This is a genomic window from Mesorhizobium sp. M0217 (assembly GCF_040321955.1).
Taxonomy (GTDB): Bacteria; Pseudomonadota; Alphaproteobacteria; order Rhizobiales; family Rhizobiaceae; genus Mesorhizobium.
Genome location: NZ_JAMYSN010000013.1, coordinates 60,896 through 80,929 on the forward strand (window position 1 = coordinate 60,896; position 20,034 = coordinate 80,929).

Below are 20,034 nucleotides of genomic sequence, written 5' to 3' on the forward strand. Positions count from 1 at the left end.
CCACCCCAGGGAAAATTCAGATCGCCGCCACCGTTGCGGCAAGCGGCGAAATCAGGGCGCGGATTTGGCCCGCGCCCTGATCCGGTCGGTTGATTACATCGTCTTTCCGGCGGCGAAGGCGTCGCGCTGGCCCTGACGTTCGGCGTCGGGAGCGGAAACCAGGCCGTACTGGGCGAGCGGGCTTTCCGGGCCGATCATCTGGTCATCAAGGAAGAACTCGACATATTCCTTGAGGCCGGGAACGACGCCCAGATGCGCCTTCTTGACGTAGAAGAACAACGGCCGCGACACGGGGTACGTGCCATCGGCGATGGTCTGCGTCGAAGGCACGATGCCTTCCACGGTAGCGACCTTCAGCTTGTCGGCATTGTTCTCGTAGAAGGCGAGGCCGAACACGCCAACGCCGGTCTTGTTGGAGTCGATGCGGGCCAGCGTCTCGGTGTAGTCGCCATCGATGTCGACAGCCTTGCCGTCCTTGCGGATGGCGATGCAGGTCTTGCCGATTTCCTTGTCGTCGGCGATGCCGGCAGCCTTCAAAGCGGCCTTGTCGCAGCCGGCGTCGAGCAGCTTGGTCTCGAACACTTCACGGGTGCCGTGCTTCTCACCCGGGATATAGGCGGCGATATCCCAGTCGGGCAGCTTCGGATTGACCTGGTTCCACTTGGTGTTCGGGTTGTCGACCAGCTTGCCGTCGACCACCAGCTTGGCGGCGAGCGCCTTGTAGATGTCGGCGGGAACCAGCGCCCAGTCCGGACCCTTGATGTCGGTGGCAAAGACGATGCCGTCATAGCCGATGCGGACTTCCTGGACGTCCTTGACGCCGGCGTCGGCGCAGGACTTCAGCTCGTCCTTCTTGATCGGGCGCGAGGAGTTGGCGATATCGATCGTGTCTTCGCCGACGCCCTTGCAGAACTCCTTGATGCCGGCGCCGCTGCCGCCGGACTCGACCACCGGGGTCTTGAAGTTGGTGAAGGTTTCGCCGAACTGCTCGGCGACGATCTTGGCGTAAGGCAGCACGGTCGACGAACCGGCGACCTGGATCTGGTCACGCGCAGCGGCGACACCGGACGATGCGGCGAACGCTACCGCCACGGCCGATGCCGTAACGAGGAATTTCTTCATGTGGCCTGCTCCTGTTCGGAAGATGGTCTCTTGGCGCCCTCTTCAAACCGGCGCCCGCTGAGGCCAATAGCCTTCGATTATTACAGTCGCATGACAGTTTCGTGTCAGCCCGGTAACGTCGCACAGACGTCTTGTGGGCCGCACCCTTTAAGCCGGTTTGTGGGAATGGAAGTTGCCGCTGGAATCAGACGCTTGCGCAATTCGTGCTGGCATCAAGTCCCGGCACACCGCAGGCCGCGATGCCGAGAAAGAAAACCCGGACGGGAGCGCGTTGCCCGTGACCAGAGCGAATCTTGGCCGAGCCATCGCCAAAAACAGGTCCGTTGGGGTAGATTCGACGCTGTTTCTTGTCGGCGGTCGCTTGCTCCCGCCCGTAACTGAATGAGCGGTTTCGTTGCGACCATTGTCCTGACTGGGCGCCAGCTTTGATATGGTGCGATCGCACCATATCCTTGGCTGTTGCGGCGCGGCCGAATCCCGGCGGCGCCGCAGGTTGCTATCCAGCGTCTCGTTGGGCTTCGCCTGATATGCCGACCCAGCGCTCGACCTTTTCGAGCAGCGCCCTGGGGCTGATCGGCTTGGGCAGATAGTCGTCCATGCCGGCTTCCAGGCAGCGCTCACGGTCGCCCTTCAAGGCATGCGCGGTGACGCCGACGATCGGGATATGCATACCCGTATGTTCTTCCAGCCGGCGAATTGCGGCGGTGGCCTCGAGCCCGTTCATCTCCGGCATCGAGACGTCCATCAGGATCATGCGCGGATTAAGCCGGCCGAAGGCGTCGAGCGCCTTGCGGCCGTTGCCGACGATTTCGAAACTGTAGCCGGTTTCGCCGATTATCTGGGTGAACACCATCTGGTTCACCTCATTGTCCTCGGCAACGAGAATGTCGAGCCGGCTTTCATCCCCGACGGCCCGGGCGCGGGCACGAACCGGCGGCGGTTGCAGCAAGGCGCGTTCCGATGCAGCGAGCGGCGGCTTTGCCGGCGACGGTTCGTTCCTGCCGCCGCCGGAACCGCTGCTTGCCGCCGGCAGCACACGGCCGTCCGTGATATTGTGATGGTGCCGCTGGATGGTGGCGACCAGCGTTTCCAGAAGCACCGAGGAACGCGCCGGCTTGATCAGTTGGGCGTCGATGCCGAGATCGCGATAGCTGGTGTTGGCGAGCGACTGGTCGACCGAGGTCAGCATGATGATCGGCGTGTCGGCCAGCCCTGCGGTGTTGCGCACGACGCGCGCCATTTCGGCGCCGCTCATCCCCGGCATCTGATAATCGAGCACGACGCAGTCGACCGGCACGCCGTAGGCAGCCGCGGCGACCAGCACCTTGAGCCCTTCGGGTCCGCTTTCGGCGGCGCAGGAATCGAAGGTCCATGACGCCATCTGCTCGCTCAGGATCGATCGGTTGACGGCATTGTCGTCGACGATCAGCACCCGTGAGCCGGTCACGTCGACCGGCATGATCCGCCGTCCGGTCTGTTCCTCGGCCCTGGGCAATGTCACGGTGAACCAGAAGGTCGAGCCCTTGCCTTCGGCGCTCTCGACACCGATCTCGCCGCCCATCAACTCGACCAGCCGCGAGGTGATGGCGAGCCCGAGCCCTGTGCCTTCGTGGCGTCTGGTCGACGAGGTGTCGGCCTGACTGAATTTTTCGAAGACGAGCTTTAATTTCTGCTGCGGAATGCCGATGCCGGTGTCGGTGACCGAAACGGTAAGCTTTGTCCCCGTCGGCCCCCTTTGTCCGGTCACGTCGACCAGCACGTGGCCTTCGTCGGTAAACTTCACCGCGTTGCCGACCAGATTGGTGACGATCTGCCTGACGCGACCGACATCGCCGACGAACAGGCTTTCCAGGCCCGGCTCGACGCGCACGATGAGCTCGAGGTCCTTCTCCTTGGCGCGCGTCGATATCAGCGTCGCCACATCCTCGATCGCTTCGGGCAGGTTGAAGGGCGCAGGGTCGAGCACCAGCTGTCCGGCATCGATCTTGGAGAAGTCCAGTATGTCGTTGATGATGGTCAAGAGCGCGTTACCCGACTTGACGATGATATCGGTGAACGTCTTCTGCTTGGGATCGAGGTCGGATTTGGCCAGCAACTCGGCCATGCCGAGTACGCCGTTCATCGGCGTGCGGATCTCGTGGCTCATATTGGCCAGGAATTCCGACTTGGCGCGGTCGGCCAGCACGGCGCGCTGGCGCGCCTCGCGCAGTTCGGCCTCGCGCAGCTTCAGTTCGGTGATGTCGGTGGTCGACCCAATCAGATAGAGCGAACCGTCGGACGCGATCATCGCGCCCTTGCGGGCGAACTGGTGGCGCACGCTGCCGTCGGCAAGCGTCACCGTTTCCTCGATCTCCTGTGTATCGCCTGTGCGCAGCACGGCGAGATCGCTGTTGACGAAGGCTTCGCCGTCTTCGCCGAAAATCTCGATGTCCGTCTTGCCGATCGCGTCTTCCCTGCGGAGGCCGGTGAGGTCGCACCAGCCCTTGTTGACGTAGAACTGCCTGAGGTCGGAGCGCTTGGCGTAGATCGACACCGGCACGTTGTCGATGAGATTGCGGAACACCTCGTTCTCGCGCATGCTCTCTTCCAGCGCCTGCTCGCGCGCCTTGACGTCGGTGATGTCGGTGCTGGAGCCGACAAGGTGCACCGACCCATCGAGCGCCACCAGCCGGCTCTTGCGCGTCATCAATTGCCGCACCGTGCCGTCGCGATGGGTAACGGGCTCCTCGATCTCGCGGCCGCGGCCGGTGACGACGACCTCGGTGTCGTCATGGGTGTAGGTTTCGGCGTCGTCGATGCCGAAAAGCTGGAGATCGGTCCGGCCGATGACTTCCTCCTTGGGGATGCCGGTCAGCGCGCACCAGGCCTTGTTGACGAATTCCATGCTCAGATCCTGCGCCTTGATGAAGGCGGCGACCGGCAGTTCGTCCATGACGTGGCGGAACAGGTCGATCTGGCGCATGCTTTCCTGCAGCGCCTTTTCGCGGCTCTTGATCTCCGAGATGTCGACGCGCACGCCGATGAAGGTGCCGTCCTCGGTGCGCATATCGTAGACCTGATACCAGCGGCCGTCCGCATTGAGGCGCTCATAGGACGAGTTGGGCAGGCGATAGCGGGCGAGGATGGCATTGAGCCAGACATCGGGGTCGCCTTCATAGAGCCTATCGATTTCTCGATCGCCGCTCGATCGGAAATAGCCGACCGAATGTCCGAGTTCCAGGGCCTCGCGGAAGCTGCGGCCGGGCTGCCATGCCGGTTTCAGCTCCGGCAGCGTGTCCTGCAGCTTGCGGTTTGCAAAGACGAACTTGTCGTCGCGGTCATAGATGATGACGGCCGCCGGCAGCGACTCCAGCACCGTGGTGAGGTTCTTGCGGGCGTCCTCGGCTTCGGTCTCGCGGCGCTTCATGTCGGAGATGTCGAACAGGAAACCGGCGACATAGTTGCGGCCGCTGGGCATGCCGACGCGGTTCTTGCGCACGATGCGCGAGCGGCTGGCGCCCTCGGCGTCGAAAGTCTCCTCGACCTCGTAGGGCGTGCCGGTCGCCAGCACGGCGCGTTCGCTGTCTTCGAATTGGGCGGCGTCCTTTTGCTTGAGGAAGTCGCCGCCGGGCCTGCCCAGCATCGCTTGCGGGCTCTGTCCGAACAGTGCCGAAAACGCCTCATTGACGAAGACGAAACGCAGATTGTCGTCCTTGACGAAGATCGGATCCTTGACGCCGTTGATCACCGCCTCGGCCAGCCGCGATTTCTCCAGCGCTAGGGCGAGTTCAGCCTCGCGATCTTTCATGTTGGTGACGTCTACATAGGAGATCAGCCTTTTGCCGCCGGCGAGCGGCGCCAGCGAGGCAATCAGCGTACGGCCGTCATTGCGTGGCAGTTGCCTGGAGCCAACCAGGCCGGCCGAGATTTCTGCTTCGCGCTCGGCGATGTGGCCCTGCCATTCGGCATCGTCAGCACCGTACGGGTCCATATCGCGGCTGGCCTGCATCAGTTCGCGGAAGCCGCAGCCGATGCCGGCGCGTCGGGGATCGATTTCCCAGAAATCATAGAAGGCGCGGTTGATCACCTCCGCGCGCATCTCCGCATCAAGGACGAGCACGCCGATCGGCATCTGGTCGACCATCGTGCGAAGATTGGCGAAGGTCTCCGTAATTTTGGCGTTGGCACTCTCGATCTCTGCGTCGCGACGCTTGAGCTCGGAGACGTCGTAGTAGGTCAACAGCCGCTTGCCGCCGGACAATGCCGTCACGGAGAACATCATCGTCCTGCCATTGGCATGGAGAAATTCGCGTGGCGCAACCGAGCCGGCGCTGATCTCCTCGATGCGGGTGGCGAGGTAGTGCTGCCACTGCTGTCCATCGAGATCGCCGTAGATGCCGTTGCGGCGGTTGAGTTCCATCAACAGGCTGAACGGCGCGCCGACCGTGACGGCGCCGTCGGGAATCCTGGAGAGCTCGCGATAGGCCTTGTTGACGATGAGCGTGTCGAACTTCGCGTCAAGCACCACGACGCCCATATGCATGGCATCCATTGTCCGCTCGAGATCGGCGAGGTGCTGCGTAGCCTCGCCGGCCGGCGGATCGCTCTCGTCCTGCCGCAGTTCGTCCAGCGCACCGGCCAGTGCCGTGACGTTGCGGCCGATGCCGCGATAGCCGATAAATTCGCCTTCGCCGTCGAACCGCGGGGAACCGGTGATCGAAACCCAGCGGCAGCCGGGACGGCCGCCCTTCAACTCATAAACAAAGTCGCGAAACGGCCGATGCGCCTGCAGATCCTCCAGATGCGCGGCGGCGTGTCGATTGCCGTGCACCATCTGCTTGAGGAAATCGAAGCGGAAACGGCCAAGAATGCTGGCGGGATCGATGCCGGTGGCGGCCTGGTAGTTCTCCGAAAGCCAGGAAAAGCGCAGCTCGGCGTCGGTCTCCCAGACCCAGTCGGCGCCGGCCTCGACCAGTTCGCGCATCGCTTCGGGCGAACCCCCGACGGACGTATCCTCGCCGTTCACCACGCCTTTTCGGGAACCGCGTCCGCCGCGTGTTCCAACAGTCCCGTCAGCCATCCCGTTCCCACCCCGAAAGCCAAGGCCGAACCCCCTCAGCGGTTCGCCGGCGGAATGTGCCCGAGAAGCATTAATGATCCGCTAACCATAACCAATCCAGACTGCGGCCAGAGCCACATTGCCCTGCGGTATTCCGCCGGTTGTCGGCGGAACCCCGGCCGGGCTATAAGTCGGCGGGGGTGTTGCTGATGACGGGTTGGATCGTGCCTTGTTTCCTGTGCCTGGCGCTGCTTGCGGGCAGCGGCTGCGCACGCAGCTATGACGGCACGGTGGTGATCCCGAAGCCGCTCGATATCAGGCGGGTCTGGGATCGCGATCCGTCGCAGACTGAGGCCAGCCGGATGCAGGCGGCAGCCGGTGTGTTTCCGACGCCGCCGCCGCAGGAGCCCTACCGGCCCGCGGCACGCAGGCACACAACACAAATAGCTGCGCCAAGGCGGCACGTCAGGTCCAGCCCGCCCAGCATGGCTTCCGAACCGGCCAATCCGCTCACCTGCAAGAATGTCAGCGAACCCGGCAAACGCTACAGGATGGTTTGCGAATAGCTGGTACTAGAGCAATTCCAGGAAAAGTGTGAAACGGTTTTCCGTCCGGAATTGCGTAAAACAAAGACATAGAGCGGTTCGCCGTTTCGGTGAAACGGTGAAACGCTCTAGGCGCAGGTTACTCCGCCGGGAAGAAAGCCGGCCCGACCACCCTGACCGGCCGCGAGCCGGCCAATGGCTCGACCGATTGTCGCTGGGCGGCGCCCCTGGCCTCTGCAGCGTCTGCGCCAGGCTGGAGAAGTTGCGCCACGGTGCCAAGATCCGGCTTCGCTGACGGCAAAGGAATGATCGCGTTGGCCATATTGGCTGGCGTCACCGTGCGCGCTCTCAGCTCGGCAACGCGCCGGTGATAGCGCTTGAGGTCGCAGGCCCTGAAGTTCGCATCATTGCGATATTTGAAGGCCGTCGGCAGGTCCTTGTAGGATGTGCGCGTATCGAGCGCGACCATCTCTTCGGTTTCAAGGCTTGGATCACTGAGCGTGTACAGGTCGACGCCGGCATCGTCGCAGATGTAGCGGCACTGATCGACCATCTCCTTGACATCGCCGCCTTGCACGAACTGCGATTTCGGCGCCGGGAAGAAATAGCCGTCGGAGAGACGAACGCAAAACAGCATCGAATTGCTGCCGATCATGGCGCCAGCCGGACGCTGTCTTTGTTGCCCGGCGGCGGGCGTGCAGCCGAGCGCGACGAGCCTGGCCTGCAGTCCGGACGCATCCCGGCGCGAAATCGCGGCGCCGCGATCTGGCGTTGCACCTGTGTGCGGCTTTTGGCGAGGTCGGCGCAAGCATTGAAGAAGCCCCCCACCGCACTTTGCGCCGTGCACCGACGTTGCCTCTCCAGCCCCTGGATCGCCGCAAGCTGGCGACGCAGCTGCGCAAGCTCGGGGCTGATCCCGCCGCTGCGGCCGGACGGTGCCAGCTGGCTCCTGAGCGCGGCGCATGGATCGGCAAGGGAAGCCGAAATGCCGAGGACGCTTGCCGCTACCGACACCAGTGCAAAGGTCACGACTGCCACAAACGCATCATCGGCGACACCTGGTTCCTTGTACCCCTGTGGAGCCGATCGCCGCTCCAGCCGATTGAGCCTCAATGCGGGAGGTAAGTCTAATTCAAGAGACGCCAGCAACCGCCAGGTATTTTATGCCGAGTGTATTATGCCGGTTCCTGTAAATTCGCTATTACACTTTTGTCTCAAGATTGAGACGTAGCCAGGCTTGGGCGAGCCCAGGCCGCCGCAATCATCGATCCCGCGTTGTCGGCCCTTGCGGATGAAACCTTTCTCCGGTGTCTCGCGTTGTGTCGGGCAAAGGAGACGAAGATGTCTATTCACTTCACTGTCTCTGGCCTGACCAGGAACCTGTTCCACTCGCTGGGGCTGGACCATGAGCGGGCGCCGAGAGCGCTCGATCCCGAACAGAGCCTGTTGCTGGAATGCTATCTGGCCGGACAGATTCCGGAATCCGCCTGGGCCGACTACGTCTTCGAGACGCCGGAACTGCAGCGGCATGTCGATATCAGACGCCCGCACAACTGATCAGAGCAACTTCAGGAAAGTGTGAGTCGTTTTTCCGGGAAAAGCGCGTAGCGCTTTCCCCTGGGAATTGCGTCAAGACAACGAGAGAGGGGGTCGCCGTTTGTGAAACGGTGAAACGCTCGCCCGCTCGCCTACTGCTTGGGCGAAGCGAATTGCACGGTGAAGACATTGCCCGCGATGCTTGCGCCAGCGTCGGCGAGAAGCTCAACGGCAGGCACTTTTGCAGGGCAGTGGTTGCGGCGTCGACGAATGATTTCCTGGTATCCGCATCGCCATCGACCTTGATCGCCGTCGGCCGCGGCGGACCGATCAGCGTGCCGTCGCGTTTGAAGCTGAAGCTCAAGGTGACGCTGGCATTTCCAGCACCCGCCGGCGGCGTCCAGCACGCCTGGATGGCATCGACGACCTCCGCCATCGTGTCGAGCGGCGCGGCATTGCACGGGTAGCCTCCGACCAACACAACACCGGCAATCGCAAACACTCTCGCTACGCCCTTCATAAAGCTCCTCGTGTGTCGTCCGCCGACCATGATGGTAGGGTCGAAGCAGACGATGGCAATATGCCTGATGTCGGACTTTACAGCATGAGACGCGCCTGATGGCGCATCGGCGAAAAGCAAAAGGCCGGCATTGCGCCGACCTTTCCCTTCACACCCTTGCGCCAGTACATCCGTGGTCGCGCGGTGCCTTCAATAGACAGCGTTCTGGTTAATGAATCCTTAGCTTTGCGCGCTGGCCTGCGACTTCACATAGGCGATGTAGCCGCGCACGTCGCCGGCCGGCTCGGCATAGGCCTGGCCGAGTTTCTTCTCCATCGCCGCGACATACTCCTTGGCCCATTTTGGCAGCGCATAGTCGATGACGGCCAGGAACTCCAGCGTCGATGCCAGGCGTATGTCGGCGATCGACGGGTGCTTGCCGCCGATGAACGGCTTGCCGTCCCTGAAGAAGGAGTGAAACACCTCCAGCGGCTCGGCAATCGCCGCCATGGCGGCCTTCTGCGCCTCGGACTTCTTCTCCGGATGAGCGTCGCTATGGCCGACCTCGCCGGCATAGTGCGGGAAACCCAGCGCCGGATAGGTGGCGCGCGCCACATACGGGTAGAGCGTGCCGATCAGGTAGAACATGGCGCTGTCGACCATCGCCCGCTTGGCCGGTGCCTTGGAATAGAATTTCTCCAGCCCGTGCTTGTTGGCGAGATACTGCATGATGGCACAGCTCTCCCACAGCACGCCGCGCGGCAGCCCCTTGTCCTCGATCATCGGCGTCAGATGCGCCGGATTGCGCGCCATATATTCCGGCGACCGCGTGTGGCCCCAGGCGTCGGTCTCGGCGGCGTCGAACCCGGCTGCACGGGCAAACACCCGAACGGTCATGTTGTTGACGCTTGGCTTTAGCATCGAGAGCTTCAGCGCCGGTTTTTTCGCCGCCTTGGCCTTCGGCGCGGATTTCTTGGCAGCCGGCCTCGTCGCGGTTTTGGCGGCCGGCTTTGCGGCTGCCTTCGGCGCGGCCTTTACGGCCGCTTTTGCCGCCGGCTTCACTGCCTCTTTTACTGCTGGCTTGGCCGCTGGTTTGCCAGCGCTCTTAACTGTCTTTGCCATTGTGGTCCTCCCCTTTTGCTGGCCGTCGGTATGGATTCTTCGGCGTCCGGTCGTCTGACAAGGTCGCGCGCGACCATTCGACCAGCGTCTGGATTGCGTCGGCAAGGTGCACTTCGGCGATGTTGTAGTCGCCGCGCACAACGCGCAGCTTGTGCGCCTGCATCAGCACATCGGCGTGGGTGAAGCCGGCCGGCGGCTCGAAGCGGTAGGACGCCAGCTCGATCAACAGGCCGAGCGGATCCTCGAAATAGATCGAATCCATGAAGCCGCGATCCTTGACGCCGCTGTGCTTGATGGCGCGTTCGTCGAGCCGGGCGACCGCCTGCAGGAAAGTGACGCGCGACACCGAGAACGCAATATGATGGACGCAGCCCGGTTCGGTGGGCGTGCGCCGCTTGACCGGCGTGCGGCTCTCGTCGGTGAAGACGGTGATCAACCTGCCGTCGCCGGGATCGAAATAGAGATGGCTTTCGCTTGGCTTGTCGAGATTGGGTTGCTCGAAAATGAACGGCATGCCGAGCACGCCCTCCCAGAAATCGATCGAGGTCTGGCGGCCGGCGCCGACGAGCGTGATGTGATGGACGCCCTGCGACTGCAGTTTCTGCATCGGTCTCCTCCTCGCCGACCCCTCGCCTTCCGGGGCGAGCTTGGATCCCGCCACCTCATACCATCGCCGCACGCCATGCGCGTGGCCGATGTGCATGCCTGGCGGCGTTTCCCCCTATCTGTTCCCCGGCGTTTTGCGCGCCGTAACGAGCCCTTTGGAAAGGCTTCGTACAATGATGCTAGTGCAATTGGCAGCGCCGCGCCAGAAGCGACGATAGCTAACGATGCGTGGAGAGCCAAGCGCTCAAGGTTGTCGAATCTTGGCTAAGCGACGGCTCTAAGTTCGGCCTCCGCCAGCGTGCCCAGGCCCGCGCATTCGGCGCATGCCATGGTCTGCCCGGGACAGCCGGCCCGATGCGTACCTTGCGGGCAGCAATGCCCTTTCGACTCACGCCATTTCAAGCAATCGAAAACCTGCCCGCTGCCGTGACAGCGCGAGCATATCATTTTTGCCGAACTCATACTTGCTATGCCCAACCAAATCCGCGTTGCCGCAGATGCTATCCCCGCACCGCAAGTAACAGAGATCGCTACGCTTTCAAGCGTCGCGGCCTGACTTAAATTGGGTGTATCTGGATATGCGGATGTGAAGACTCTTACCCCGCCAACACTCACAGTCAGACACAATCGACACGGCTGCTTGCCTGAACGCTGTAACGATGTGGGGAGAAACGGCCGAGCCGTTGCTTGGTACGCCCAAAGGGGAATCGAACCCCTGTTCCCGGCGTGAGTGGCTGCTTCCTACGGTGCAGGCCAGAACCCGACTGGTCCGAGAGCCGATTCGTTTATCTAGGGTACGAGAAGCATCGCGTTGTTCGCAAAGAGCTTCGTTGACTTGGCTCTCGAACAAATGCGCGGCGCGTCTCCTCAGAGGCCGTGCGTTCTGCACGGCACGAAGATGACCACGCTCGGACATGCTCCCCACTACCGCAAGCCCCAGCGAGTGGCAAACCGGACCTAGCTTTGGGCTAAAAAACTGTCACTGCTGCAAGGCAAGACGTTGACCTAAGCTACAGAGATCCTTTTTCGCCGGGCTTCTTGGCAAATCTTGAAAAGGAATCCTGAAAGGTCCTCGTGGCTTGCCAGCTTGTGGGTGTGTATACCCCACTGTTCCGTCATCACTGTGGTATCATCGTCGCCCGAGCCGGTAATAAAGCGCACACCGTGATAGCAAATGCGGTCATTGACGATGGCGTGCGACCCTTTGAGCTTGGTCCAGTGGCTATGCAGGTGCATATCCTCACCTGAAAGGCCAATGTACAAGAACGTGTGCTGTCGAAGAGCAGCCTCAAGTATAGGGCGCCACAGTTCAGACGTCATAACATCATGGAAACTTGTCGTCCCAAGAACAATCTTTTTGCTTTCTTGGGCATGGTCCAAAGGCAGGAAGCCGTGGGGGTGATAGATGATCACATCCTCGTTCTGAGCCCAGTGACGCCCCTCCCGGATTATAGCCGTAGTGAAGCCGTAAAATTCAAGATAAATTTCAAGCAGGTCATCGAAGTTAAGCGTTATTACTTTCGCTGCGGAACCTCTGCGCGACGCCATAACCAATGACCCAATTGCTGCCAACAATCTATTCTCGCTGATCATAGCAAAATCGAGCGTGACACCGTCGTACAAGGCTTTCTTAACCGCAGCGTTAAACGCCGGGTCGGTTTTATAGTGCTTGACGCGCAAGGCCTCTGCCTTCGCTATGGGGTTAAACCCATCTGGGGGCATGCCTTCACCGGCAGCGATCGACATTCTCTCAACTAGTGTTTTCCAATCAGGCAAGTCGAAGAATTTTGACACACCTGCCCCAAGGAACAGGCCTAACCTGCCGGCAACAAGCTGTGCTGCGAGATGGTCTACAAGCGAATCTTCATTCTGCCAGCTGTCCGGCATATTCATGTTGGCCACAAAATCTCCCCCTTACCCAGCGGCACCCAGTCTTCAATCCACCGGTTAACTATCACGAAATTAATGACGTCAATCAGCTCCTGCGCTCGCGTGCGAGTGCTTAGGTTTAAGTTAACAAAACCGTCACTTGCAATCCGTACAATCTCGCCGTCTTCGTAGGTTTTGACTCGCGGCAATCCTTCGAATAGTCGCCTGCCAAGGCCGCCCGAATGAAAATTAAAAGTTTGATGGTGCTCTACATAGAGAGGAGATTGCGTCACGTCATCGCCGTATAGTGAGATGCTACGAAGCGTCGTCGTCGGCCCGGCGAAGCGGCCATGAAGAGATGTAACCAGGAACTCACTCTCCGGCTGCCTACAATGTTCTATCATACGATCAACAAACACTGAAACTTTCCGTAGATTTGGGAATATACGCCGATCAAAAATTTGATTTACCGCGTAGTCTACGATCTTACGACGATTTGCTAGTATTATCATCTTTGCAAATCCGCGGACTATGAAAATTTGATATACGTATCGCTCTCGCGCTCCTTCGCTCTCATCAGCGAGTGAAACCGGACTGCTAAGCGAATATTCATCCCATCGACGAATACCATAGGCAGAATCGAGATAGCGGAGCGTCGGGCCGTTTGTAACCTCTGGTTCGCGCTGCTCGAAATCTTTGCTAGTGAAGTCGCGAGATGCCGGACTTGCGATGATATAGCCGCTGTAAGAGCTCATTTGACAAATCCCGGCACTCGCCTGAGATCGAACGCAAGGCAATGCAGAACCCAAAGCGACTCGGCTTCAGATGGATTCTCCTTAAGTTGATCTTTGAGAAAGATGAGAGCGTTTCCCAACGGCGCTGTATTATAAGAAAGCTTTCTCTTTTCGTCACCGGTACCGCTTGGCCGAGCATAAGGATCAGAAAATAGCCGCGCGGCCAAAAGTTCCGAGAAGAGGTATATTTTCACAAGGCGAACGAGATAGAGGCGGGCAAAAAAGTCTTTCTCCATCTGTTTGAAGTTCGACTGATCTCTATCAATCCGATCGATCAATCGTAGCGCCTGCTCAACGTAATTGCTTGAAGGGTCAATGTTCGGTGTGATGTCGGAAAGTAGGGCTTTTGTGCTGGCCAGCGCCGCTTGAAAAAGTCCTTTCGAACTTCCCGTCAGAAGCGTTGCGGCAACCGTACAAAGGGTCCTCATAAGGTACTCAGGGACTCGGTTGCTGATACCTGGTATCGCGCACCAGCTATGCCAAATGCTAGTGACGTAGAATGTCGGGTCACCCTGGTGAAAATACAAAAAATCGAAGGCGTGGACCAAAATCTCCTGCATTTCATCGCGCCAGCGCTCAAATAGCTCCGGTAGCTTATTGTCAACTTGGTCGGACTGGAGATCGGTTCGGGCAAGCTCCATCGCTATCACTGCCTCTACCAACAGTTGGCGGGCTGCCTCCAGATGATTCGCAGCCTGAAAGTGCGGCTTCGCCACTGTGCGAGCGAGATTCATATCCTCCTCATTCAATGACGGCCCGAGGAAGGACAATGCCGATTGCACGAAAATGTGGCTTATCTCATGCGTCACGGTCAGAAGGTTTGAGCGGAAGCTATTGCACTCGGCCAGGGTGGCGAGGGGGGCACTTAGGGTAGCAAGACGGCTACTAAACCCGTCGCGGCCGCTGAAGTAAGTCACTAGCGGTACGATTGGACTGCTGCTGATGACGTCATGGCCCGTCATGGACATAATGTCAAAATCTAGAAGCGAGGAGTCTGTAACCAACTCGATTTTGCTTGGAACGTCAGACGTTTTTCCCTCCAGTAAGCCCAATCGTTCAGGTAAGCGAGCTTCACCTAGGACTTGCTGGATTGAATCAACTAGGTTGGCCAGTGCAATATTCGCGCTGCCTGTTCCTAGCAGCGAATGTATCCAGAAGTGGCACTCCGTGGCCAATATCGGAGAGATACCAGAGAAGGCTTGAGACGAGAAACGGGAAAGAGCAGCATTCATGCTGAGCAATCGGGATTGCATGTCGAGAACGCCGATTTTGTCGTCGTTGTATGCTTCGACCTGAGCGCATGCGGCCTCGGCAATCGCATGCATTTTTGAAAAGATCAACGGATAGGCTGTGGCAGCACGCATTAGACTCGTCGCAGTTGCCACGACATTTTCTTCAAATGCGGAATGCAAAACCGGCGAGGTGGTCTGGGCAACCGACTTCGCCAATTTGTCGATGACGTTATGCCCGCTACCTTCGGCATATGCTCGATGTGCGGTCTTTGTAATGATGCAGTCACTCAGCGTCCATTGCTCATGTGGGATTTTCTCATCGGCTGCCCACTTCAAAAGGGATCGCACCAAGCTTTTTCCGGGTCGACTATCGGCAATACGCAGCACGACATTGAAGCACCCGGCGGTTAGCCATATTCCAACGTGACCCGCAGTCGCCAGCCCTTCAATGCTTGCCAATAAGGCAGCAGGTTGCACAGGCCCGAGGAACAACAAAAACTGCTTGCCGGAGAACGATGTCGAGGCCCCATCAAAGCCCTTGATGAGCCAGATCGGGGAAACCCGAGAGCCCGCGGTCCATTTGTGGACGACGGCAGCTAGCGATTCCGCAACCTCCACCCGCCGGCTCTGGCCGCCCGTTTGATCATGCAGGGCTAGATAGCTAGTCCGCGACTCTAAAAGCATATCAGCTTCTTAGTCGTGGCGGAAAATTTTCAGCTCATCGTCCCAGCGTCGGGCCGGCTTGGATGTCCCGGTTGGCTTCGAGATGTCACTTCCGGCTGAATTGCTGCCCGCAGTTCTTTTGCGTTCACGTGGCCCCTGCACGCGCGCAGGTAAATGGTCGAGCGCACCAGCGGTGCCGTGCTCGCCATAGGATGTCATTTGCCGCGTTGCCTTTAAGATGGACTCGAGGGTCAGCATGGGTGGCTTCTGTTTTTCAGCGAGGGCGCCGAAGCGGCTCCAAGCACAGGATGGGGTATATGGACACGTGACCGCAACACGTCAAGCGGCAAAATCTTGCCGACAGTGCGTCGAAACATCCCCATGCCCCCCAAAGCAATACCACGCATGTGTCGCACGTGCGGGTCAAACTGGCAACCACAGTGCCGGGAAAAACACAAAGAAAGCTTAACCGAAAAAGGTCGGCCGAAGTCCTGCCTTGAACGTTACTTCTACCGCATTGCGAACGGCTATTTCGCATCAGTTGACAGCTTTTTTTTGGCCTATGCGCTAAGTGTCTGAATTCTTTGGTACGCCCAAGGGGAATCGAACCCCTGTTCCCGCCGTGAGAGGGCGGTGTCCTGACCGCTAGACGATGGGCGCGTTCAAGAACCGGCGATATAGGCTGACGGTTTGGAAAAAGCAACTGGGCTTCGAACCGCCGGACCGCTTCTGTGCAATCTCGGTTTGCGGACCTAGCGTTTCGGCTCGATCAGATCCCACAGATTGCCGTAAAGATCGGCGAACACCGCTACCGTGCCATAGGACTCATGGCGTGGCGCTTCGCGAAAGTCGACGCCCTTCGCCAGCATCGCCGCATGGTCGCTGGCAAAGTCGTCGGTTTCGAGAAACAGGAAGACGCGGCCGCCGGTCTGGTTGCCGATGCTCTTCTCTTGCGCCTCGCCGTCAGCTTCGGCCAGAAGCAGCCTTGCGCCCTGGCCGTTCGCCGGCGTCACCGTCACCCAGCGCTTGCCGTCACCGAGATCGGTGTCGTCGCAGAGGACAAAGCCAAGCTTGCCGACATACCAGGCAATCGCCTCGTCATAATCGCCGACGACGAGCGTGACGGTCGCAATGCGGCGGCTTTCGGCAAATCCGGTCATTTGTTACGGCCCAGTTGTTGCGCCAGTTATTTGTTGCGGACGGCAAAGCGGCCGATGAGGCGGCGCTCGGCAATGTCGTAGACGAAGATGGCGCGGCTGCCGTCGGCTAGCTCCGCGTCGATCGAAATTCGGTTTCCCGACAGCGACTGGCTGATCACCCTGGCCCCGACCGGCAACACGATGTCTTCTGCCAGCGGCTCGCCACCCGGCACCTGGATGTCGCCGGCCAGCGGCGGGTTCGCCGGCGGCGCCTTACGGGATTTGTAGACAATGGCCGCGATCACCACCATAAGGGCCAGCAAAAGCAGGCCGAGATTGATGGCCATGAAACGGATGAGCCTGCCACGCACCTTTTCGATCTCGGGATCGAGCGGCTTTTCCTGATCTTCATCGTCGGCGGGCCGGGCCATGGCAGAACTTCCGGAACTTTTTCGATGAGCGCTCATAACGAAGAGACCCGACAATTCATAGAGGCCGGCACCGATGCCGCCGGCCAGCGCCTCGACCAGTGGCTGGCGAGCGCCCTCGGGCCTGACATGTCGCGCAGCCGGGCGCAGATGCTGATCCGGCAAGGTGCCGTTTCGATCGACGGCAAGCCGGTCTACGAGACCAAGCGCAAGATGAGTCCCGGCGAGCGCGTATCGGTCGTCATGCCCGAGCCGGAACCGGCCGAACCGCAAGGCGAGCCCATCGTGCTCGACGTGCTTTATGAGGACGACGAGCTGATCGTCATCAACAAGCCGGCCGGCCTCGTCGTCCATCCCGGCGCCGGCAACTGGACCGGCACGCTGGTCAATGCCCTGATCCACCACTGCACCGACAGCCTTTCAGGGATTGGCGGCGTCAGGCGGCCGGGCATCGTCCATCGGCTGGACAAGGAAACCAGCGGCGTCATGGTGGTGGCCAAGACCGACCGCGCCCACAAGGCGCTGTCGGAGGCCTTTGCCGACCACGGCCGCACCGGCGACCTCGAACGTGCTTATTTGGCGCTGGTCTGGGGAATCCCGTCGCGGCCGACCGGAACGGTCGACGCGCCGCTTGGCCGTGCCGCCGACCGCGTGCGCCGCGCCGTCGTGCCGGAAGGCCGTGACGATGCCCGCCACGCCGTGACCCATTTCACCGTCAAGGAGCGTTTCGGCGAGGGCCAGAAGGCGTTCGCCACCGCCAGCCTGGTCGAATGCCGGCTGGAAACCGGCCGCACCCACCAGATCCGCGTTCACATGGCTCATATCGGCCACCCCGTCATCGGTGACCCCGATTACGGCCAGGCCTTCCGCACCAAGGCCAACCGGCTGCCTGAACTGCTGAAGGGTCAGGTCAAGGCGTTTTCCAGGCAAGCTTTGCATGCCTGGCTCCTTGCATTTCGGCACCCGGCTACCCATTTATCGATGAGGTTCGAGGCGCCGATACCGGGGGACATGGAGGAACTCGTCGGCGGCTTCCGCAAGCTCTGAACCAGCCAGCTAAAACCTGAGCGGCATTGTTCACTTCAGCGTGACACACTGTTTCGTGTTGAACAAATGCCTGTCTTTTCTGGTTTTGTTCCTATATAAATCAGTTGTCGCGGGCGAGCCTTTTGGTGCTCGCGTCACATGCCCGCCGCGTTTCGGGGGCATCACTCCAATAGAGAGGGGGCGCAATCATGGCCCAGTCACTACCCAGTATCGTTTCCGGCGAAGGCGGCCTCAGCCGCTACCTGGAAGAAATCCGCCGCTTTCCCATGCTTCAGCCGCAGGAAGAGTACATGCTCGCCAAGCGCTACGCCGAGCATGAAGACACTTCCGCTGCGCACAAGCTCGTCACCAGCCATCTTCGGCTCGTCGCCAAGATCGCCATGGGCTATCGCGGCTACGGCCTGCCGATCGGCGAAGTGATCTCGGAAGGCAATGTCGGCCTGATGCAGGCCGTCAAGAAATTCGAACCCGAGCGTGGCTTCCGCCTCGCGACGTACGCCATGTGGTGGATCAAGGCCTCGATCCAGGAGTACATCCTGCGCTCGTGGAGCCTGGTCAAGATGGGCACGACCGCCAATCAGAAGCGCCTGTTCTTCAACCTGCGCAAGGTGAAGGGCAAGATCCAGGCGCTGGACGATGGCGACCTCAAGCCCGACCAGATCACCGAGATCGCCACCAGGCTGAACGTGTCGGAAGCCGAAGTCGTGTCGATGAACCGCCGCCTGTCGGGCGACGCGTCGCTGAACGCGCCGATCCGCGCCAGCGAAGGTGAATCCGGCGAATGGCAGGACTGGCTGGTCGATGACCACGAAAGCCAGGAAGACATGCTGATCGAACAGGACGAGCTGGAAAACCGCCGCGGCATGCTGTCGGGTGCTTTGGCCGTGCTGAACGATCGTGAGCGGCGCATCTTCGAGGCACGCCGCCTCGCCGAGGAGCCACTGACGCTGGAAGAGCTGTCGTCCGAGTTCGACATCAGCCGCGAGCGCGTGCGCCAGATCGAGGTGCGCGCCTTCGAGAAGGTGCAGGACGCGGTCAAGGCCGCCGCCAAGCGCCAGATGCAGGCGCTGCGCACGATCGAGGCGCAGCCCGCGGCGTAAAGCCGGGTTCGGCTAAGGAACAGAAGGCGGCGTCGGGAAACCGGCGCCGCCTTTTTTTATGTCTTACGCTTACGCTGGCGATTGGCGAAAGCATTCTTGACATCCAATCTCCCCCCTTGCGGGGGAGATGTCCGGCAGGACAGAGGGGGGTGTGAAGGATCGCCAACTTCGGTTTTGGCTACCCTATCGGAATTGACGGCACAGCTACCCGACTGACAGGTCAGCGGGACAGCCCCCTCTGCCCTGCCGGGCATCTCCCCCGCAAGGGGGGAGATCGGCAGCTTCGCCAACTGCCCTCTCAAAGCCCATCAAGCGGAAACTTCAGATACCGCCTCCCATTGGCCTCCGGTTCCGGCAGCCGTCCACCATTCATGTTGACCTGCAGCGCATGCAGGATCAACCGCGGCATCGGCAGTGTCTTGTCGCGCGCTTCGCGCAAGGCGACGAACTCGGCTTCGCTGCGCGCCGCAACGAGGTGGATATTCTTTGCCCTCTGCTCGGCGACCGTGCTCTCCCAGCACGGCTCGCGGCCGCCGGCCTGATAGTCGTGGCCGACGAACACGCGCGTATCGTCCGGCAGCGCCAGAATGCCCTCAATCGAATGCCACAGCCGCGCCGCACTGCCGCCGGGAAAGTCCGTCCTTGCCGAGCCGCTGTCGGGCATGAACAGCGTGTCGTGGACGAAGGCTGCGTCGCCAATGACATAGGTGATCGAGGCCAGCGTGTGGCCGGGCGAGAACAGCACCTTGACCGGAAGGTTGCCGATCATGAACGTTTCGCCTTCCCCGAACAGCCGGTCCCACTGCGAGCCGTCTGCGGGGAAATCCGGCAAGTTGTAGATCGCCTTCCACAGCGCCTGGACTTCGATGATCCTGTCGCCGATCGCCGTCGGCGCGCCGGTCTTTTCCCGGAGATAGTGCGCCGCCGAGAAATGATCGGCATGCGGATGGGTGTCCAGGATCCACTCGAGCTCCAGCCCGTTTTCGCGGATAAAATCCAGCAAGGCGTCGGCATTCTTCGTCGCCGTCGCGCCGGATTTTTCGTCGAAATCGAGGATCGGGTCGATGACGGCGCAGCGTCTCGTCACCGGGTCGGTGACGACATACTGGATGGCGCCGGTCGGCTTGTCATAGAAGCCGGCGACCTCAGGTTTGGCCGAAGCGATGTCCAATGTCCGGCCCCCCTGCCCCTTGCCCGACAGGAACCGTTTTCTCCGTCGGGTTGAACAAGAGCATGGTCATCTGGCAAAGCGCGCCGGTCAAGCACGCCTTGCCACAAATAGGACTGAAGCCCC

17 protein-coding genes, 1 tRNA gene and 1 pseudogene are annotated in these 20,034 nt (G+C 60.5%); 4 read left to right on the forward strand and 15 right to left on the reverse strand.

The window, feature by feature from the left end:
- Positions 1–93: 93 nt before the first annotated feature.
- A complete protein-coding gene (locus NKJ18_RS20455; protein ID WP_023670113.1) occupies positions 94–1,122 on the reverse strand; it encodes a substrate-binding domain-containing protein in 1,029 nt (342 codons plus the stop codon).
- A gap of 496 nt (positions 1,123–1,618) precedes the next feature.
- Positions 1,619–6,085: a PAS domain-containing hybrid sensor histidine kinase/response regulator gene (locus NKJ18_RS20460; protein ID WP_502906170.1), complete on the reverse strand. Its 4,467-nt coding sequence runs from the start codon at positions 6,083–6,085 to the stop codon at positions 1,619–1,621.
- A gap of 284 nt (positions 6,086–6,369) precedes the next feature.
- On the opposite strand from NKJ18_RS20460, the gene NKJ18_RS20465 reads away from it, so the two are divergent.
- Entirely contained in the window at positions 6,370–6,726 is a 357-nt protein-coding gene (locus NKJ18_RS20465; RefSeq protein ID WP_023693676.1) for a hypothetical protein, read from the forward strand.
- A 118-nt stretch (positions 6,727–6,844) separates the two neighbouring features.
- Here the strand turns inward: NKJ18_RS20465 and NKJ18_RS20470 are convergent, their stop codons facing one another.
- A complete protein-coding gene (locus NKJ18_RS20470) occupies positions 6,845–7,360 on the reverse strand; it encodes a DUF2865 domain-containing protein (protein ID WP_023690100.1) in 516 nt (171 codons plus the stop codon).
- A complete protein-coding gene (locus NKJ18_RS20475) occupies positions 7,357–7,743 on the reverse strand; it encodes a hypothetical protein (RefSeq protein ID WP_245261963.1) in 387 nt (128 codons plus the stop codon). Before NKJ18_RS20475 ends, NKJ18_RS20470 begins: the two co-directional genes overlap by 4 nt.
- A 303-nt stretch (positions 7,744–8,046) precedes the next feature.
- Here NKJ18_RS20475 and NKJ18_RS20480 point away from each other — a divergent pair, with 303 nt between their 5' ends.
- Positions 8,047–8,262, forward strand: a complete 216-nt coding sequence (locus NKJ18_RS20480) for a hypothetical protein (protein WP_023690098.1) — start codon at positions 8,047–8,049, stop codon at positions 8,260–8,262.
- A 131-nt stretch (positions 8,263–8,393) separates the two neighbouring features.
- On the opposite strand, the pseudogene tolA reads toward NKJ18_RS20480, so the two are convergent.
- The 10 genes and pseudogenes from tolA to NKJ18_RS20530 form a co-directional block, all read right to left on the reverse strand.
- Positions 8,394–8,761 (reverse strand): annotated as a pseudogene (gene tolA, locus NKJ18_RS20485) (cell envelope integrity protein TolA).
- Positions 8,762–8,980: 219 nt separating this feature from the next.
- Entirely contained in the window at positions 8,981–9,862 is an 882-nt protein-coding gene (locus NKJ18_RS20490) for a glutathione S-transferase family protein (RefSeq protein ID WP_352759417.1), read from the reverse strand.
- Complete coding sequence (locus NKJ18_RS20495; protein WP_023824997.1) at positions 9,846–10,469, reverse strand: VOC family protein; 624 nt, start codon at positions 10,467–10,469, stop codon at positions 9,846–9,848. Before NKJ18_RS20495 ends, NKJ18_RS20490 begins: the two co-directional genes overlap by 17 nt.
- Positions 10,470–11,473: 1,004 nt before the next feature.
- A complete protein-coding gene (locus tag NKJ18_RS20500; protein ID WP_352759471.1) occupies positions 11,474–12,361 on the reverse strand; it encodes an SIR2 family protein in 888 nt (295 codons plus the stop codon).
- Positions 12,358–13,092, reverse strand: coding sequence for a hypothetical protein (locus NKJ18_RS20505; protein WP_352759419.1), 735 nt, complete (start codon positions 13,090–13,092; stop codon positions 12,358–12,360). Before NKJ18_RS20505 ends, NKJ18_RS20500 begins: the two co-directional genes overlap by 4 nt.
- Positions 13,089–14,981 carry a hypothetical protein gene (locus tag NKJ18_RS20510; RefSeq protein ID WP_352759421.1) on the reverse strand — a complete coding sequence of 631 codons (1,893 nt, stop codon included), beginning with the start codon at positions 14,979–14,981 and terminating at the stop codon, positions 13,089–13,091. Before NKJ18_RS20510 ends, NKJ18_RS20505 begins: the two co-directional genes overlap by 4 nt.
- 75 nt (positions 14,982–15,056) lie before the next feature.
- Entirely contained in the window at positions 15,057–15,284 is a 228-nt protein-coding gene (locus tag NKJ18_RS20515; protein ID WP_352759423.1) for a hypothetical protein, read from the reverse strand.
- A gap of 327 nt (positions 15,285–15,611) precedes the next feature.
- Positions 15,612–15,686: transfer RNA gene (locus NKJ18_RS20520), tRNA-Glu, on the reverse strand.
- Positions 15,687–15,778: 92 nt separating this feature from the next.
- Positions 15,779–16,186 carry a VOC family protein gene (locus NKJ18_RS20525; RefSeq protein ID WP_352759425.1) on the reverse strand — a complete coding sequence of 136 codons (408 nt, stop codon included), beginning with the start codon at positions 16,184–16,186 and terminating at the stop codon, positions 15,779–15,781.
- 26 nt (positions 16,187–16,212) lie between these two features.
- Positions 16,213–16,596, reverse strand: coding sequence for a fimbrial protein (locus NKJ18_RS20530; RefSeq protein WP_352759427.1), 384 nt, complete (start codon positions 16,594–16,596; stop codon positions 16,213–16,215).
- Between the two features lie 24 nt (positions 16,597–16,620).
- Between NKJ18_RS20530 and NKJ18_RS20535 the strand changes: the two genes are divergently transcribed.
- Together NKJ18_RS20535 and rpoH are read left to right on the forward strand one after the other, a co-directional pair.
- Positions 16,621–17,640 carry an RluA family pseudouridine synthase gene (locus NKJ18_RS20535; protein ID WP_352759429.1) on the forward strand — a complete coding sequence of 340 codons (1,020 nt, stop codon included), beginning with the start codon at positions 16,621–16,623 and terminating at the stop codon, positions 17,638–17,640.
- Between the two features lie 188 nt (positions 17,641–17,828).
- Positions 17,829–18,740, forward strand: a complete 912-nt coding sequence (rpoH, locus tag NKJ18_RS20540) for an RNA polymerase sigma factor RpoH (RefSeq protein WP_023670124.1) — start codon at positions 17,829–17,831, stop codon at positions 18,738–18,740.
- Between the two features lie 298 nt (positions 18,741–19,038).
- On the opposite strand, the gene NKJ18_RS20545 is transcribed toward rpoH, so the two are convergent.
- Positions 19,039–19,911, reverse strand: coding sequence for an MBL fold metallo-hydrolase (locus NKJ18_RS20545; RefSeq protein ID WP_352759430.1), 873 nt, complete (start codon positions 19,909–19,911; stop codon positions 19,039–19,041).
- Between the last annotated feature and the right edge of the window lie 123 nt (positions 19,912–20,034).